18 protein-coding genes are annotated in these 16,518 nt (G+C 65.0%); 6 read left to right on the top strand and 12 right to left on the bottom strand.

Annotation, left to right across the window (positions count from 1 at the left end):
- Nucleotides 1-25: 25 nt before the first annotated feature.
- Both speB and sphantq_RS14450 read left to right on the top strand, forming a co-directional pair.
- A complete protein-coding gene (gene speB, locus sphantq_RS14455; RefSeq protein ID WP_272798806.1) occupies nt 26-1,069 on the top strand; it encodes an agmatinase in 1,044 nt (347 codons plus the stop codon).
- Nucleotides 1,066-2,481 carry an APC family permease gene (locus tag sphantq_RS14450; RefSeq protein ID WP_272798805.1) on the top strand — a complete coding sequence of 472 codons (1,416 nt, stop codon included), beginning with the start codon at nt 1,066-1,068 and terminating at the stop codon, nt 2,479-2,481. Before speB ends, sphantq_RS14450 begins: the two co-directional genes overlap by 4 nt.
- On the opposite strand, the gene sphantq_RS14445 is transcribed toward sphantq_RS14450, so the two are convergent.
- Genes sphantq_RS14445 through glmM form a run of 4 tightly spaced genes read right to left on the bottom strand, consistent with a single transcriptional unit; the run spans nt 2,478 to nt 5,518 of the window.
- Nucleotides 2,478-3,077 (bottom strand): ribonuclease HII, encoded by a 600-nt coding sequence (locus tag sphantq_RS14445; protein WP_066600849.1) that lies wholly within the window; start codon nt 3,075-3,077, stop codon nt 2,478-2,480. The two genes, sphantq_RS14450 and sphantq_RS14445, sit on opposite strands and share 4 nt — an antisense overlap.
- Entirely contained in the window at nt 3,070-3,957 is an 888-nt protein-coding gene (gene thiD, locus sphantq_RS14440) for a bifunctional hydroxymethylpyrimidine kinase/phosphomethylpyrimidine kinase (protein WP_272798804.1), read from the bottom strand. Before thiD ends, sphantq_RS14445 begins: the two co-directional genes overlap by 8 nt.
- The gene (locus tag sphantq_RS14435) at nt 3,954-4,178 is read right to left on the bottom strand and encodes a DUF1272 domain-containing protein (RefSeq protein WP_129925443.1); all 225 of its coding nucleotides are present in this window, start codon (nt 4,176-4,178) and stop codon (nt 3,954-3,956) included. Before sphantq_RS14435 ends, thiD begins: the two co-directional genes overlap by 4 nt.
- Nucleotides 4,178-5,518: a phosphoglucosamine mutase gene (gene glmM, locus sphantq_RS14430; protein ID WP_129925351.1), complete on the bottom strand. Its 1,341-nt coding sequence runs from the start codon at nt 5,516-5,518 to the stop codon at nt 4,178-4,180. Before glmM ends, sphantq_RS14435 begins: the two co-directional genes overlap by 1 nt.
- A 100-nt stretch (nt 5,519-5,618) precedes the next feature.
- Here glmM and sphantq_RS14425 point away from each other — a divergent pair, with 100 nt between their 5' ends.
- A complete protein-coding gene (locus tag sphantq_RS14425) occupies nt 5,619-6,992 on the top strand; it encodes an alanine/glycine:cation symporter family protein (RefSeq protein ID WP_129925350.1) in 1,374 nt (457 codons plus the stop codon).
- A 65-nt stretch (nt 6,993-7,057) separates the two neighbouring features.
- On the opposite strand, the gene sphantq_RS14420 is transcribed toward sphantq_RS14425, so the two are convergent.
- Both sphantq_RS14420 and sphantq_RS14415 read right to left on the bottom strand, forming a co-directional pair.
- Nucleotides 7,058-7,240, bottom strand: a complete 183-nt coding sequence (locus sphantq_RS14420; RefSeq protein ID WP_066600840.1) for a CsbD family protein — start codon at nt 7,238-7,240, stop codon at nt 7,058-7,060.
- Nucleotides 7,241-7,324: 84 nt separating this feature from the next.
- Complete coding sequence (locus sphantq_RS14415; RefSeq protein WP_066604985.1) at nt 7,325-8,482, bottom strand: hypothetical protein; 1,158 nt, start codon at nt 8,480-8,482, stop codon at nt 7,325-7,327.
- Between the two features lie 150 nt (nt 8,483-8,632).
- Between sphantq_RS14415 and sphantq_RS14410 the strand changes: the two genes are divergently transcribed.
- Nucleotides 8,633-9,700, top strand: coding sequence for a fatty acid desaturase family protein (locus sphantq_RS14410; RefSeq protein WP_129925349.1), 1,068 nt, complete (start codon nt 8,633-8,635; stop codon nt 9,698-9,700).
- Nucleotides 9,701-9,881: 181 nt separating this feature from the next.
- Here the strand turns inward: sphantq_RS14410 and lptG are convergent, their stop codons facing one another.
- Both lptG and lptF read right to left on the bottom strand, forming a co-directional pair.
- Nucleotides 9,882-10,982, bottom strand: coding sequence for an LPS export ABC transporter permease LptG (lptG, locus tag sphantq_RS14405; RefSeq protein WP_129925348.1), 1,101 nt, complete (start codon nt 10,980-10,982; stop codon nt 9,882-9,884).
- A gap of 3 nt (nt 10,983-10,985) precedes the next feature.
- A complete protein-coding gene (lptF, locus tag sphantq_RS14400; protein WP_066600835.1) occupies nt 10,986-12,194 on the bottom strand; it encodes an LPS export ABC transporter permease LptF in 1,209 nt (402 codons plus the stop codon).
- Nucleotides 12,195-12,324: 130 nt separating this feature from the next.
- Here lptF and sphantq_RS14395 point away from each other — a divergent pair, with 130 nt between their 5' ends.
- Together sphantq_RS14395 and sphantq_RS14390 are read left to right on the top strand one after the other, a co-directional pair.
- On the top strand, nt 12,325-12,819 hold the full coding sequence (locus tag sphantq_RS14395) for a DUF2141 domain-containing protein (protein ID WP_066600833.1): 495 nt from the start codon (nt 12,325-12,327) through the stop codon (nt 12,817-12,819).
- Between the two features lie 9 nt (nt 12,820-12,828).
- Entirely contained in the window at nt 12,829-13,797 is a 969-nt protein-coding gene (locus tag sphantq_RS14390; protein WP_066600832.1) for a diacylglycerol/lipid kinase family protein, read from the top strand.
- A 54-nt stretch (nt 13,798-13,851) separates the two neighbouring features.
- Here sphantq_RS14390 and sphantq_RS14385 read toward each other — a convergent pair whose 3' ends face one another.
- The 4 genes from sphantq_RS14385 to sphantq_RS14370 all read right to left on the bottom strand — a co-directional run bounded on the left by sphantq_RS14385 (nt 13,852) and on the right by sphantq_RS14370 (nt 16,489).
- A complete protein-coding gene (locus sphantq_RS14385) occupies nt 13,852-14,370 on the bottom strand; it encodes a DUF2239 family protein (RefSeq protein ID WP_129925347.1) in 519 nt (172 codons plus the stop codon).
- A 66-nt stretch (nt 14,371-14,436) separates the two neighbouring features.
- A complete protein-coding gene (xth, locus tag sphantq_RS14380; RefSeq protein WP_272798803.1) occupies nt 14,437-15,213 on the bottom strand; it encodes an exodeoxyribonuclease III in 777 nt (258 codons plus the stop codon).
- Between the two features lie 132 nt (nt 15,214-15,345).
- Nucleotides 15,346-15,672: an iron-sulfur cluster insertion protein ErpA gene (erpA, locus tag sphantq_RS14375; protein WP_066600826.1), complete on the bottom strand. Its 327-nt coding sequence runs from the start codon at nt 15,670-15,672 to the stop codon at nt 15,346-15,348.
- Between the two features lie 79 nt (nt 15,673-15,751).
- Complete coding sequence (locus tag sphantq_RS14370; RefSeq protein WP_272798802.1) at nt 15,752-16,489, bottom strand: M23 family metallopeptidase; 738 nt, start codon at nt 16,487-16,489, stop codon at nt 15,752-15,754.
- Nucleotides 16,490-16,518: the final 29 nt, after the last annotated feature.

Below are 16,518 nucleotides of genomic sequence, written 5' to 3'. Positions count from 1 at the left end.
TTGGCCGCCGTCCAGACTGACGCCCATGGCCCATGATCCGATCGACCTCGAAGAACTCCGCCGCCTCTATGCCGGGGGTGGCGGGGCCGACATTCACGATCCCCATTTCCGCGAGGTGGCGGGACTGCAATTCAAGAGCGGCGACAAGCGGCGCTGGCCCTTCGCCCAGCCGTCCACGCTGCTGGACGCGCCCTATATCGCCGGCGGGCTGGCGCCGGAAACGCTCGATACGCTGGACGTCGCGCTGGTTGGCGTGCCGATGGACCTGGGCGTCACCAACCGGCCGGGCGCACGCCATGGCCCGCGGGCGGTGCGGGCGATCGACCGGATCGGTCCCTATGAACATCAGTTGCGCGTCGCGCCGATGAATGCGCTCAAGGTCGCGGACGTGGGCGATGTCGCGATGCAGAGCCGCTACGACCTGGCGCTCTGCCATGCGGACATCGAAGAATGTTACGCGATGATCGGCGCCACTCGCGCGATCCCGCTGTCGGTCGGTGGCGACCATAGCATCACCGGATCGATCATGAAGGGACTGGCCGCTGCCAAAGGCCCTATGGGCATGGTCCATTTCGATGCCCATTGCGACACCGGCGGCATTTATGAAGGTTCCAAATTCCACCATGGCGCGCCCTTTCGCGAAGCCGTGCTGGCAGGCGTGCTGGACCCAAGGCGATCGATCCAGATCGGCATCCGGGGCGGGGCGGAATATCTGTGGGAATTTTCCTACGCCAGCGGTATGACCGTGATCCATGCCGAGGACTGCGCGGCGATGGGCATGGACGCCGTCGTCGCGAAAGCGCTGGAGGTCGTCGGCGACGGGCCGACCTATGTGACGTTCGACGTCGACGGGCTGGACCCGGTCTATGCGCCGGGCACCGGCACGCCGGAAATCGGCGGGTTGTCGACGCGCGAGGCGCTGCACCTGCTGCGCGGGCTGGCGGGGATCGACATCATCGGGGGCGACGTCGTGGAGGTCGCGCCCGAATATGATCCGACCACGGTGACGGCGCAGGCCGCTGCCCAGATGCTGTTTCAGTTGCTCTGCCTGGTGCAGTTGCGCCGATGAATGTTGCGGCGGAGCCAGCGCTGAAGCGCGGCGTCACCGGACCGGGCTATTTCGCGCTCGCCTTCGGCACGATCGTCGGGTCCGCCTGGATGGTGCTGATGGGCGAATGGGTCGCGCCCGCGGGACCGGGCGGCGCGGTGCTGGCCTTTCTGGGCATGACCCTGCTGATGGTGCCGGTCGCGGCCGCCTATGCCGAACTGGTCGCCCGCGTGCCGCGCGCAGGGGCGGAGTTCGTGTTCGTCGAAAAGGCGTTCGGACCATGGTCCGGCTTCGTCACCGGATGGTATCTGACGCTCTATTTCGTCGGTATCGCTGCGTTCGAGGGGCTGGCCCTGTCCTGGTTCCTGGAAAATCTCGCGCCGTCGCTCAGCGGGCAGGCCCCGCTCTATACGCTGCTCGGCCGGCCGATCACGGCGATGGACCTGATCGTCGGACTGGCGGGCGCGGTGGTGATGACCATCCTCAACGCATCGGGCGCGACGATCGCGGTGGGCTTCCAGAAGATCGTGACCTTCGCCTTCCTCGCCGCGTCGGCCGTGCTGGTGCTGCTGGGCTTCGCGCAGGGCGATACGGGGAACTGGCACCCGCTGTTCGAATCGGCGCAGGATCGCAGCTTCGCCGGCGGCATGTTCGTGATGCTGGGCGTTGCGGGCATGTGGCTGTCGGGGTTCCAGACCGCCGCGTCGGCGGTGGAGGAACGCGCGCCCGGCACCAGTTTCCACACCGTCGCCCGCGCCATGATGGCGGCGGTGGCGGTCGCGGCTTTGTTCTACAGCCTCATCATCCTGGCGTCGGCGTCGCTGGCGCCATGGCGCGACCTGACGTCCGGCGCGCTGCCGGTCACTGCCGCCTTCGACCATGCGCTGGCGGGAGGGCTGGCCACCAAGGCGATCATCCTGGTCGCCATGGCGTCCCTGCTCAAGACGTGGAACGCGATGCACCTGTCCGCGACGCGCGTCATCCTGGCGCAGGCGCGGGCGGGGTTCCTGCCCGCCAGCCTCGCCCTTATCGACGCGCGCACCGGCGCGCCGCGGCGGGCCGCGCTGCTGGTGGGGCTGTGGACCTGCCTTGGCGTGCTGGCAGGGCGCGGGGCGATCGGCCCGATCATCTCCATGGGGACGATGTGCACCACCGCCATCGCCGCGGTCGCGATGCTCGCGCTGATGCGGCTGCGCAGCCGCGACAAGGGCGCGACTCCGCCCGCTTTCGTGCTGGCAGGGGGCAGTCCGCTGCTGGTCGCGATCAGCATCGGCGCCGCCGTGGTGGCGAGCGCCGCCATCGCCACGCCGTTCGGCGTCAGCGACGGGATGCCGGTCGAAATCTGGCTGATGCTCGGCTGGCTGGCGCTGGGCGGCGGGATGGTGATGGCGCAGCGGCTGCTGATGGGCGCGCCGACGGTGCAGCCGGCTTAAAGCAATATCAATTGCGCGACCGGCGCGAAGCTGCGGCGGTGCAGTGGGGTCGGGCCATGTTCGCGCAACGCGGCCAGATGGCGGGCGCTGCCATAGCCCTTGTTCGTGTCCCATCCATAATGGGGATGCTGCGCAGCGGCCTCCACCATCATCCGGTCGCGGCTTTCCTTGGCGATGATCGAGGCGGCCGCGATCGACAGGCATTTGGCGTCGCCCTCCACGATCGCTGTCGAGGCCCAGCGCCATGTCGGGCAGCGATTGCCGTCCACCAGCACATGCGCACAATCGTGCCCCAGCGCTTCCACCGCGCGGGTCATGGCCAGCATCGTCGCCCAGAGAATGTTGATCTGGTCGATCTCTTCCACGCTGGCGACACCGACGCCCCAGCAGAGTGCGCGCGCCTTGATCTCCACCTCCAGCGCTGCCCGGCGTTTGGCCGTCAATTGCTTGCTATCGTTGAGGCCGTCGGGGCAATCCTCCGCGCGCAGGATGACGGCGGCGGCGACCACCGGTCCCGCCAGCGGACCACGCCCCGCTTCGTCCACGCCGGCGACCAAGCCTGGATGATGGCGCATCTCGTGGCAAAAATCAGGCATGGTCGGAATAGCGCGCGGCCAAGGCCGCTGCGTCCCAGCCGGTCGGGTCGACCGCCGCCAACAGATGGTAGAAGGGCGTCAGACCCAGCGTATGGCCCATCGGACCATGGCCCTGCCCCAGCCCCGGCGCCGCGGCCAGAACCGCCGCAACGAAGGCTTCCGCCCGGTCGGCCGCGTCGGCCAGCGACAGGCCGCCGCCCAAGCCGGTCGCGATGGCGCTGGCCAAAGTGCAGCCGGTGCCATGGCTGTTGCGGGTTTCGATCCGCGCGACCGCATAGTCCGCGACCATATCCTCATCGATCAGCAGATCGTGGATCAACGGGCGATCGTCGTCGGCCTGCTGCGGCAGATGCCCGCCCTTGGCGAAGATGACCGCGCCGGTGCGATCGCGCAGCGCCTGTCCGGCCGCCTCCAGCGCCTCGACATCGCCGATCGTCCTGCCGGTCAGCGCTTCCAACTCCGGCACATTGGGGGTGATGACACTCGCCACGGCCATCAGCCTCTCGAAGGCGGCGATGGTTGCTGCATCCGCCAGCAGCGACCCGCTGGTCGCGACCATGACCGGATCGAAAACGATAGGGACATCCTGCAATTGCGCCAGGCGATCCGCGACCGCTGCGGCAGTTTGCGCCGATCCGATCATGCCGATCTTCACCGCATCCACGCCGATGTCGCTGAGGCAGCTTTCGATCTGCGCCAGCACCATGGCGGTCGGCACTGGATGGACGCCTTGCACGCCCAGCGTGTTCTGCGCGGTGATGGCGGTGATGGCGGTCATGGCGTGGCCGCCCAGCATCGTCACGGTCTTGATATCCGCCTGGATACCCGCGCCGCCCCCGCTGTCGGAACCGGCGATGATGAGGATGCGCGCAGGCTTCATCCCTTGAAGTGCCGCTCCGTCGAGGCGGGATTGTTCGCCAGCGCCTTGCCCACGCGGCTGGGCCGGTCCATCAGTTCGCCGCCGCAATTGGGGCAGCGATCGTCCAGCGCCTCGGCACAGGGCGCGCAAAAGCTACATTCGAACGAACAGATGAACGCGCCAGGTTCGTCGGCCGGCAGGTCCGTGCCGCAGCGTTCGCAATCTGGGCGCATCGCAAGCATCACGCCGCCGCCTTCTCGACCGCCGCGCAGATGCGCTCCACCACATCCTTGACCTGATCCGCCTTGTCGCCTTCGGCCATCACGCGGATCACCGGCTCGGTGCCGGACGGGCGGATGACGAGGCGGCCGGTGCCGTTCAGTTCCGCTTCCGCCTGCGCGATCACGCGCTTGACCTCGTCATGCTCCAGCGGCTTGCCGCCGGAGAAGCGGACATTCTTGAGCAGTTGCGGGACGGGATCGAACTGGTGCAGCGTCTCGCTGGCGGGCTTGCCCGAACGCACCAAGGCCGCCAGCACCTGCAACGCCGCGACCGTGCCGTCGCCGGTGGTGGCGTAATCGGACAGGATCATGTGACCGGACTGTTCGCCGCCCAGATTGAAGCCGCCCTCGCGCATCCGTTCCAGCACATAGCGGTCGCCGACCTTGGTACGCTCAAGCGCGATACCCCTGGCCGCCAGGAAGCGTTCGAGGCCAAGATTGGACATAACGGTCGCGACCAGCCCGCCGCCGCGCAGCGTGCCTTCGGCCATGAAATTGGCGGCGATCAGCGCCATGATCTGGTCGCCATCGACGATCTGGCCCTGTTCGTCCACGACGATCAGCCGATCGGCGTCGCCGTCCAGCGCGATACCGACGTCGGCACCGGACGACACCACGGTTTCCTGCAACAGCAAAGGCGCGGTCGATCCGCAGCCGTCGTTGATGTTGGTGCCGTTGGGCGTCACCCCGATCGCCACGACCGTCGCGCCCAGTTCCCACAGCGCCGACGGCGCGACCTGATAGGCGGCGCCATTGGCGCAATCGACCACGATCTTGAGCCCGTCGAGGCGCAGGTCGGCGGGAAAGCTGGACTTGACCGCATGGATGTAGCGGCCGCGCGCATCCTCGACCCGGCGGGCGCGGCCGATATCCTTGGATGCGGCGAGCGGGATGTCCTGCCCGATCAGCGCCTCGATCTTCAGCTCATCCTCGTCCGACAACTTATAGCCGTCCGGCCCAAACAATTTGATCCCATTGTCGAAATAGGGATTGTGGCTGGCCGAGATCATGACGCCCAGGTCCGCGCGCATCGAATGGGCGAGCAGCGCGACCGCAGGCGTCGGGATCGGCCCGAACTGGACCACGTCCATGCCCACGGCGGTAAAGCCCGCGACCAGCGCATTTTCCACCATATAACCCGACAGGCGGGTATCCTTGCCGATCACTACGCGATGGCGATGGCTGCCGCGCAGGAAATGGGTGCCGGCGGCCATGCCGACCTTCATCGCCAGTTCCGCCGTCATCGGCCATTGGTTGGTGCGGCCGCGGATGCCGTCGGTGCCGAAATATTGCCTGCTCATGCCCCTTCCTTGCACCCATCGGGGCCGCCCGATCAACCCGCCGCGATCGCATGAGCAATCTTTAATCGACTTTCCCGCGATCCGGCGGCATCCGGGGGCGATGGAAAATTTCAACGCCTTCATCGACGGCCTCTCCGCCGCCGTCTTTTTCAAGGTGCCGCTATTTGGCGCGCAGATCGAACTGATCGTGCTCTATCTGGCGCTGCCGATGCTGTTCTTCACGCTCTGGCTGGGCTTTCCCAACATCCGGCAGGTCGGGCGCGCGATCCATATCCTGCGCACGCAGCCGCAGGAAGGCGAGGCGAAGGGCGATGTCAGCCAGTGGGCAGCGCTCTCCACCGCGCTGTCGGGTACGATCGGCCTCGGCAATATCGCCGGCGTCGCAGTGGCGCTGACCATGGGCGGGCCGGGCGCGATCTTGTGGATGTTCATCATCGGCTGGTTCGCGATGACGGTGAAAATGGCGGAGGTCACGCTGGGCCTCAAATATCGCGTGTTCGACGCGCAGGGCCATGTCCATGGCGGGCCGATGTATGTGCTCAAAGCCGTGGGCGCGGCGCGCGGCTGGCCCAAGGTCGGGCTGGCGCTGGGCGGCGCCTACGCCTTTTTCGCGCTGTTCGGAGCGATCCCGATGGTGCAGGTCAACCAGAGCTTCGCGCAGGTGAAGGTCGTCACCGGCCTGACCAACGGCTGGGCCTATGGCGTGTTCCTGGCCGGCGCGGTGGCGCTGGTGACGCTGGGCGGCGCGGCCTGGCTGGGCGAGGTGGCGAAGCGACTGACCCCGCTCAAGGTCAGCGTCTATCTGCTGGGCGTCGTGGCGATCCTGATCCTGCATCTTGGCGAGATACCCGGCGCGCTGGCGCTGATCTGGAAAGGCGCATGGAGCGGACAGGCCGCGACCGGCGGCGCGGTCGGCGCTTTCGTCGCCGGGATGCGGCGCGCTGTCTTCGCCAGCGAGGCGGGCGTGGGGTCCGCCGTCATGGCGCACAGCCTGGCGCGGACCCAGCATCCGGTATCGGAAGGGCTGGTCGCGCTGCTGGAGCCGCTGCTCGGCACGATGATCGTGTGCGCGCTGGGCGGCCTGGCGCTGGTGGTCGCGGGAACGTGGAATACGGGGCTGGAAGGGATCGCGATCACATCGGCCGCCTTCGCCCAGGTGTCGCCCTGGTTCCCCTGGCTGCTGGCGGTCGTCGTGTTCCTGTTCGCCTATTCGACACTGGTCGCCTGGGGCTTTTATGGTTTGCAGGCCTGGGGCTATCTGTTCGGCAACGGGCCGCGGGCGCAATGGACCTACAAGATCCTCTATGTCGTCGCCCTGCCCCCCGCCGCCGCGATCGACCTGGGCCGCGTGGTCGGCATCGTCGACAGCAGCTTTTTCCTGATGGCCATCCCCAACGTCATCGCGCTCTATCTATGCGCCGGGGAATTGCGCCGGGATGTGAAAGCCTATCTGTCGAGGGACGCGGATAGCTAACATGACCCCATCTACGAAAAGGCCCCGCGCCTTTCGGAGCGGGGCCTTTTTTCAACGGCCGGCGATCAGATCTTGTCGCCAAGCGCGCCCTTGACCGAACCGGCCACATCCTGAGCCGTGCCCTTGGCCTTCTGCGCCTTGCCTTCGGCTTCCAGACGCTCATTGTCCGTCGCCTTGCCCACGCTTTCCTTGACGGCGCCAGCCGCCTTGTTGCCAGCGGCCTTCAGCTTGTCGGTTGCTTCGCCCATGTCGTTACTCCTTCAGGGTGGTTGCAAGTTTCAACGATGCACCGCACAAAGGGTTGCCGACGATACGCAGGCGAAACGAAGCTTTTACAAAGGCTTTTCGTAAATCTGATAGATTTTGTTGACGGTGCTGTTGATCGCCTCGGCGATGCCGTTCATGCCCTGATTGTCGTCCAGCACCCAGCCGATCTCGCCCCGCGTCGATCCATAATCGGCAATCGCCTGACGACGGATGGTTTCGATCATCATGAAGGCGAGCTGGCCCGCCATGCGCGAGCTTTGCAGCCGCTGCACCACGCCCATCAGCGGCACCCGCATGGTGCGCGCCTGAGGCTTGCGCAGCCAGCGCAGCAGCTTGATCCAGCCGAAGGGGAAAAGCGCGCCATTGAGCGACTTGGTCGCTTCGTTGAGGTCCGGCAGCGTCATCATGAACGCGACCGGCTCGCCGTCCAGTTCGGCGACCATGATCAGGTCTTCGAACACGATCGGCTTCAATTTCTTGCCGGTATGCGCGATTTCCGCGTCCGTGATCGGCACGAAGCCCCAGTTGTTGCCCCAGGCGTCGTTCAGGATCGCCAGGATGATCGCGGCTTCGGCGTCGAATTTCGACTTGTCGACCCGGCGGATGCGGATGCGGTCGTTATTTTCGCCCGATTTGATGATACGCTGGATCAGCGGCGGAAAATCGCGCGTGATGTCCAGTTCATAGGTTTTGAGCTGCTTGACCGGGACGTAGCCCGCCCCCTCGATCATCGCCTGATAGGCCGGGCTGTTATGGCCCATCATCACCGTGGGGGGATGGTCATGCCCCGCGATCAACAGGCCCGGCTCTTCCCAGATCGACAGCGAAATCGGCCCCAGTACGCGGGTCATGCCCTTTGCGCGCAGCCAATCCTCCGCCGTGGCGATCAATGCCTTGCCGGTCCCCGCGTCCTCCGCTTCGAACAGGCCGAAATTGCCGGTGCCCGGTCCCATCCCCTGTGCGACCGGCTGTTCCAGCGCGAGATGATCGATATGGGCGGAAATGCGGCCGACCACCGTCCCGCCGCGGCGGGCGAGAAAATATTGCGCCTCGGCATGGCCGAAAAAGGGATTCTTCCCCGGCGTCAGCAATTCCTTCACCTCCGCCTTCAATGGCGGCACCCAGTTGGGATCATTGGCATAGAGCCGCCAGGGCAGGTCGATAAAGGCCTTAAAGTCGGCCTTGCCGGAAACGGGAGTAATAACCAGATCAGTGTGCGCCACGGGTGCCGCCTTGAACAAAAAAGAAGTGCGGTGCAGTTCGCCCCTTGTTTGCGCAATGTCAATCATGCGGGGGAAACGGGCGCGTACCGCAAGCGAATATGTCATGGTGCTGCCATGATCTCAGCGCATTTGGAGGCTAGGACCGCCCGCATGACTGTGCATGATCCCATATTGGCCGCCGCCCAGCGCGCGCGCGCCGCCATCCCCGACGACACGGCGATGCTCCGCGCCGCGGCCGAATTGACGCGCGACTATGCGGTCGCCAATCCGCGCATCTACTGGCCCGACCTGCTGGCGTCCGCGCTGCTGGGCTGGGGCGCGATGGCCGGCGCGATTCTGGCGGAGAATGTGGCCGTGGCGATCGGCTGCGCGTTCTTTGCCATGCTGGCGCTGTATCGCGCGGCCAGTTTCATCCATGAACTGACTCATATCCGCAAGGGCGCGCTCCCCGGCTTCCGCTTCGTCTGGAACCTGATCGTCGGCATCCCGCTGATGATCCCGTCCTTTATGTATGAGGGCGTCCATACCCAGCATCATGCCCGTACCCGTTATGGCACTACGGAAGACCCCGAATATCTGCCGCTGGCGCTGATGAAACCCTGGTCGCTGCCACTGTTCATCCTCGTCGCCTCGCTGGCGCCGGTCGGCCTGATCCTGCGCTTCGGCCTGATCACGCCGCTCTCGCTGCTGATCCCGCCGCTGCGCGCCAAGGTGGTGGCGGAATTGTCAGCCCTGTCGATCAATCCCGCCTATCGCCGCCGCGCGCCCGAAGGCGATTTCGCCCGCATGTGGATGTGGCAGGAAGCGGGCGCTTCCCTGTTCGCGCTGGCGCTGGTCGGCAGCGTCTTCGCCTTCGGCTGGAAGCCGCTGCTCGTCTATATGGCGATCCATTCGGCGATGACCGTCATCAACCAGTTGCGCACGCTGGTCGCGCATCTGTGGGAGAATGAGGGCGAGCCGATGACGGTGACGGCGCAATATCTCGATTCGGTCAACGTGCCCCCGCCCGGCACGCTGCCCGCGCTCTGGGCACCGGTGGGCCTGCGCTATCATGCGCTGCACCATCTGTTGCCCAGCGTCCCCTATCATGCGCTGGGCAAGGCGCATGCCCGGCTGATCGCCACGCTGGACGGGGAATCGCCCTATCATCGCGGCAATTATCCGGGGATGCTGCCGCTGGTCGGCAAGATCGCGCGCAGCACGATGGCGGCGCGCTGAGGCGGATCGATTAATTTCCGTTGCCTGTTGAAACCTGATTTGGCGCGGCCTATATCGGGGTCGTTCCGGTCTCTTTCCCCTCCCCCTATGAGGATCGGAACGCCCCCTCTGGAGGCCCCGCGCGACGTCCCTTGGTCGCCGGGGCCTTTTTATCTGGCCGCCGGTTCCCGCCTCGCGGCCATCACTCTTCAGTCCTGAACAACACGGTTTCGCCGACCAGCAGGAACAGGAAGAAGGGCGCCCAGGCGGCCAGCACCGGCGGATAGGCGCCCAGGCTCCCCATCGCGAGCGAGAAATTGTCGGCGACGAAATAGGCGAAGCCCAGCGCCATCCCCAGCACCGCGCGCATGAATAGTTGGCCAGACCGGGCGAGGCCGAAAGCGGCAACCGAGCCCAGAATCGGCATCAGCAGCGCAGACAGCGGCCCCGACAGCTTGTGCCACAGGCTGCCCTCCAGCTCCGCGGTCGGCCGGCCGGCGTCATGCAAGTCCGATATCGCCGCTTCCAGTCCGCGGAAGGTCAGCGCGTCGGGATCGACCTTCGCCAGGGTGAACTGGTCCGGGCGGATGTCGCGGCCGAAACGGACAGTGCCGACATTGCGGACCGTGCCACGCGCCACGTCGAACTGGCGCGCATCTTCCAGCAGCCAGCTCTTGCTGGCGGCGTCATAATGGCCTTTGGGCGCCTGGACGATGGTCGTCAGACTATTATTGATGCGATTGTAGATCTGGACCTTGCGCAACTGGACTTCGGTGCCGCGCCCCGCCACGATCGCCGCGTTGACCAGGTTGTTGCCGTCGCGCACCCAGGGATTGCTCTTTACGCCGCTGTCGGGCGGAATCGGGCCATAGTCGACCGCCTGCCAGGCGCTGAGCGCCGCGGTCGAGCGGGCGACGATCCGTTCGTTGAAGGCGAAGCTGATGACCGATACGCCCAGCGCCGTCGCGATCAGCGGCGCCAATATCTGATGCGCGGACAGGCCCGCCGCCTTCATCGAGATGATTTCGCTATTCTGGTTGAGCGTCGCCAGCATCACCAGCGTGCCGAGCAGAACCGAAAACGGCAGGAAGCGTGCAACGATCTGCGGCGCGCGCAGACCGACATAATGCCACAATTCGGGGTCGCCATTGCCGGGATAGGACAATATGTCGCCCGAATTGCCGAGCAGGTCGAGCGTCTGGAGGACGACCACCAGCAACATCAGCACGGCGAAGGTGCGGGTCAGGAACAGGCGCGCCATATACCAACTGATCTGGCGCGACGGGAAGAAGTTTAGCTGCATGGGTCAGGCCGCTCCTTGCGCAGCAGGACGTCGCCGCCCGAAGCGCAGCAGTCGCACGATGTGCTTGCCAAGCTTGGAGAAGGCGACTTCGAGTGCGCCGATCGGCTGGCCGCCGGGTCGATTGGCGATCACATGATACATCCACAACACCAGGCCGGAGGCGAGCAGGAACGGCCCCCATAGCGCGATGATAGGATCGACCTTCCCCAGCGCGCCGATGCCTTCGCCATATTGGTTCACCTTGTGATAGGTCACGATGAACACGATCGAGAGGAATACGCCCAGCGCCGAGGTCGATCGCTTGGGCGGGATGGCGAAGGCCAGCGCCGCGAGCGGCAGCAGGAACATGAACACCACCTCCACCATGCGGAAATGAAAATTGGCGCGCACTTCATCCTTTAATTTTTCCGGCGTCGCGGGATTTTTTCCGATCACCATCAGTTCTGGAATCGTCTTTTCCCGATCGACATCGCGGCCGCGGAAATTCTCGATCTGCGGCAGGTCGATCGGCAGGTCATGGCTGGAGAAGGAGAGGATGCGCGGCGTCTTATATTTGGGCGCGTCGTTCACCAACACGCCGTTGCGCAGGCGGAAGATGATGACATCAGGATCGTCAGTGGCGAGGAAGGTGCCCTGCGCCGCAGTGACCGCGACCGATTGGCCGTCGCGACTGACTGCGCGGACGAAGATGCCCTGGAGATTGCGGCCTTCGTCCAGGCTGCGCTCGATCCGCAGGGTCATGCGCTTGCCCAGATTGGTGAATTCGCCGACTTTGATCGAGGCGCCCAGCGCACCGGAGCGCAGCTCGAATCGCAGCGCTTCATAGGCGTGGCGCGACAAAGGCTGGACGAAACCGACGATGCCGAAATTAAGCAGGGCCAGCGCAATGGCGTACATATAAGGGACGCGGAGCAACCGGCCGTAGGAAAGGCCGACCGCGCGCATCACGTCCAGTTCCGATGACAAAGCGAGCTTGCGGAAGGCGAGCAGGATGCCGAGCATCAGGCCGATCGGGATGCCGAGCGAGAGATATTCGGGCAGCATATTGGCGAGCATCCGCCACACGACGCTGACCGGGCCCCCTTCCGCCGCGACGAAATCGAACAGGCTGAGCATCTTGTCGAGCACCAGCAGCATCGCGGCGATCACCAGCGTGCCCAGCATGGGCACCGCGATCAGGCGGGCGAGATAACGGTCGGTGGCGGTCAGCATTCTCTAAGTCGTCGTCCCATCACCATGTTTTGGCCGCAAACCCATCTCATATGCGAGTCAGGTAGAAAAGCGGGGCGAACAGGGGTTTGTCCGCCGGTCGATATCGGCGGCTATAGCTTCCAGGAGTCTGATGGTCATGGTAAAAGTTGCAATGGGTCTGATGTCGGTCGCAGCGCTGGTCGCGGCGATACCGGCCATGGCCCATGGCGAGGAAATCGCTAACGATCTGGGGCGGTGCGAGAGCAGCGCCAAGGGACCGGCCGTGCTGGTCGATGTGCGCGGTTTCGCGGCCCCCACCGGCAAGGTGCGCGTCCAGTCCTATCCCGCCACCAAAGCCGCTTGGCTGACGAAGGGCGAGTGGCTGAACCGTATCGATACGGCGGTGCGGCCGGCCAATGGCGCGATGCGCTTTTGCGTGCCGGTGCCCAAGACGGGCGAATATGGCATCGCCGTGCGGCATGACCGCGACGGCAATGGCAAGACGGACATTTCGCGCGATGGCGGTGGATTTTCCAACAATCCATCGATCAGCATCTTCAACCTGGGGAAACCGGGCGTGGAGAAGGCGGCCTTCCATGTTGGACCGGGCGTGACGAAAATCACGATCAACCTCAAATATATGTGATCCAAAGCCATGGTCTGCGTCGCGCTCCTGTCCAATCCCAAGTCCACGGGCAACCGGCAGACCCTTCCGCTGGTGCGCAGCTATTGCGCCAGCAACCCCGATATCTTCCATTATGAGGTGGAGCAGGTCGATCAGATCGGCCGGGCGTTCCAGACGATCGCCCGCGTCGATCCGGTCGTCATCGTCATCAATGGCGGCGACGGGACGGTGCAGGCCTCGCTGACCGAACTCTATCAGGGCGAACATTTCAAAGGCCGGGTGCCGCCGATCGCGGTGCTGCCCAATGGCAAGACCAACCTGATCGCGCTGGACCTGGGCATCCATGGCGACCCGATCAAAGCGCTGGAGCGGATCGTGGCGATCGCCAAGGCGGGCGTGGACGATCATGTCGTCGCGCGCGAACTGATTGCCCTGTCCGATGGCGCGGTCGGCAGCCGCCCGGTGCTGGGCATGTTCCTGGGCGGCGCGGGGCTGGCCGATTACATGCTCTATTGCCGCAACCAAATCTATCCGCTGGGCCTATCCAACGGGTTAAGCCATGTCATCACCGCCCTTGCGGTGGTGTTTTCGCTGCTTTTCGGCATCCGCGCCAAATTCCTGCCGCCTTCGGGCAATCCGGTGCGGATATCGCTGATTCGCGACGGCCAGTTGGTCGGCCGTTTTGCGGTGCTGATCGTGACCACGTTGGAACGGCTTTTGCTGGGCGTGGACCCCGGCGACAGCCGAAGCGGCAATATGAAGCTGATGGCGGTGGACCAGAATCTCCCCGCTCTGCTGCGCCTGGTCTGGGGCAGCCTGTTCAAACGGGTGGGCAAGCACAAGATGCAGGGCATCCATCTGGAACAGGGCGACACGATCCGTATCGAAGGCGATCGCAGCAGCGTGATCCTGGACGGCGAGTTGTTCGAGGCGTCGGAAGGCAAGCCGATCGTGCTGCGGTCGACCCAGCCCGTGCCGTTTTTGCGGCTGGCGGCGTAGATTCTATAAAGTCCACATCCGTTCGCCCAACCGTGCCCGAACGGTTCGACAGGCCTACAGGAACGCCGGCGCCGCCAGCGCGCGGGCGTGGTCGCGGATGCCCGATGGCCAGTCCTGAGACAGCGAGTTGAACAGGTGTTCGTCCTTTGCATAGAGCGCCCGGATCGCCGCTTCATAGCCGGGCCGGTCGCCCGCCATCGCCGTCATGAAATGATAGGCCGCATCCATGGCCGCACGCGGGCCGGGCTTGTCCGCATCGGCCTTGCGCGCCGCTTCCACCAGTCGCCGGACCGTGGCGGATGCGCCGCCTGACTGGGTGGCGAGCCAGTCCCAATGGCGCGGTAATAATGTGATCTCACGCGGTTGCACCCCCAGTTTCGGGCGCCCCCTGCCCCGCGGCGCGACCGTTGGTCCAGCACGCAGGTCGATATCGACCTGTCGGCCAGTGGCGTCGTCGAACAGCAGGACGGACTGGTGGTCGTCGCCCATGGCGCGCAGCGCCTCGCGCACTTCGCCGTCGTCGCCGGTCGCGATCCACAGATCGCCTGCAAAAGCCGTCAATGTCCGTTCCATGCCGAATCCCCTTCGACATGATCATTATTACCCGGCATTAATTGCGTCAATATAATCCGGGTATAATTACGCCGGAAGCAGTTCCACCCAGGTCGGGGCATGGTCGCTGGCCTTTTCCCGGCCGCGAAATTCCTTGTCGACCTGCGCATCGACCAGGCGGTCGGCGGCGGTGGGGCTGAGCAGCAGATGGTCGATTCGGAAACCGGCGTCGCGCGGCCAGCTGTTCGCCTGATAGTCCCAGAAGGTCCACACGCCGCCGGCGGGATGGCGGGCGAGAAGCGCGTCGGTCCAGCCGTCGCCGAGCAGACGGCGATAGGCCTCGCGGCTTTCAGGTTGCATCAGCGCATCGTCCTGCATCGCCTTGACCGAAAACGTGTCCACATCGCGCGGGATGACATTATAGTCGCCAGCCAGGATGGCGGGGATTTCCTCCGCCCAGATTTCGGTCGCACGGTCGCGCAGGCGCTTCATCCAGCGCAGCTTGTAATCGAATTTGGGACCGGGCTGCGGATTGCCGTTGGGCAGGTAGATGGACGCGACGCGCACGCCCTTCACATCGGCTTCCAGATAGCGGCTATGCTCGTCCTCTGGCTCCCCCTCCAGCCCGCGGCGCACCTCGATCGGGGTTTCGCCGCGCGCCAGGATGGCGACGCCGTTGAAGCCCTTCTGCCCGTGCCAGATCACGCCATAGCCGGCCGCCTCGATATCCTTGACCGGGAAGGTTTCGTCGCTGGTCTTGATTTCCTGAAGACAGGCGATGTCGGGCTGCGTTTCGTCCAGCCATTCCAGCAGGCGGGGCAGGCGCGCCTTGATGCCGTTGATGTTGAAGGTGGCGATGCGCATGGCTGGCAATCCGTTTCGAATCTTATCTCACTGACCCGCCCATAGCATGAAATAGGCGCTCGCGAAGGCGGGAGCCCAGTCTCAACCGCCGAACCGGGCTCCCGCCTTCGCGAGAGCCCGTCAATGAGAAAATCAGACCGAGAAGCTGGTCCCGCAACCGCAGCCGGCGGTCGCGTTGGGATTGGTCACTTTGAAGGCTGCGCCACCCAGGTCGGACACGAAATCGACGGCCGAGCCGCGGACCAGGTCCAGGCTGACATCATCGACCACCAGCGTCACGCCGTCGCGCTCGACCGACAGGTCGTCCACCTCGACGCCTTCGGCCAAGCCAAAGCGATATTGGAAGCCGGAACATCCCCCGCCCTCCACGGCCAGCCGCAAAATCGCGGGCTTGCCCTGCTTTGCGGCGATCGCAGCGACACGCGCGGCAGCGGAAGGGGTAAGATCAATGTCGGCCATGCTGCCTAGATAGGGTCAAGCAAAAGGCCCGGCAACCCATAGGGCGCCGGGCCTTGTACGAATGTCGGCAAAACGGACCTTAGTCTGCGGCCTGTTCCTGCGCCTTGGTCGGGCCGCCCATCGCGAGCGGCGGCTTGGTGTTCATCGCGACCAGATAGTCGGGGCCGGCGACGAAGGGCAGCGGGTTGATCGCGGCACCATCGACGCGGACTTCATAATGGAGGTGGCTGCCGGTCGAGCGGCCAGTCGAACCCATCAGGCCGATGATCTGGCCGCGTTTCACATAGCTATTTTCGGCGACCAGCAGCTTCGACATATGGCCGTAGCGCGTTTCCATGCCGCTGCCGTGCGAAATCTGGACCAGGTTGCCGTAGCCGCTGGCCCAGCCGGCGCGGCTGATGATGCCGTCGGCCGTCGCGTGGATCGGCGTGCCGATCGGGCCGGGAATATCGATGCCCTTGTGCATCCGGGCGGCGCGGTTGAACGGGTCGGACCGCACGCCGAAATTTGAGGTCAGGATCAGCTTTTCGACGGGGCGACCCGACGGGATATAGGCCGCGGTCTTGGCATTGCCATCAAGGCGCTGCAGGCTGGAGAAGAGGTTGGAGAAGCCGACGTCGGACGGGCCGAGCGCGCTGGTGTTGATTTCCGAAGCGTCGCCATAGGGGTCGTCGCTTTCGGTAGCTTGGACCGGGGCGGTCGCGCAGAGCGCGCCGACGATCCCGATGCTGGCCCCGATATTGGCAAAAATTGTCTTAACCTTGCTCGTTTGGAACCAACGCGAACCGCGAGCATTTACAGTGTGAAGAACCGACATGCAGACCCCGACTATGTCACCGGAGGCTT

Source organism: Sphingobium sp. AntQ-1 (assembly GCF_028538045.1).
GTDB classification, from domain to species: Bacteria; Pseudomonadota; Alphaproteobacteria; order Sphingomonadales; family Sphingomonadaceae; genus Sphingobium; species Sphingobium cupriresistens.
The sequence above is the reverse complement of the archived record's forward strand: the minus strand, read 5'-3'. Positions and strand labels throughout refer to the sequence as shown.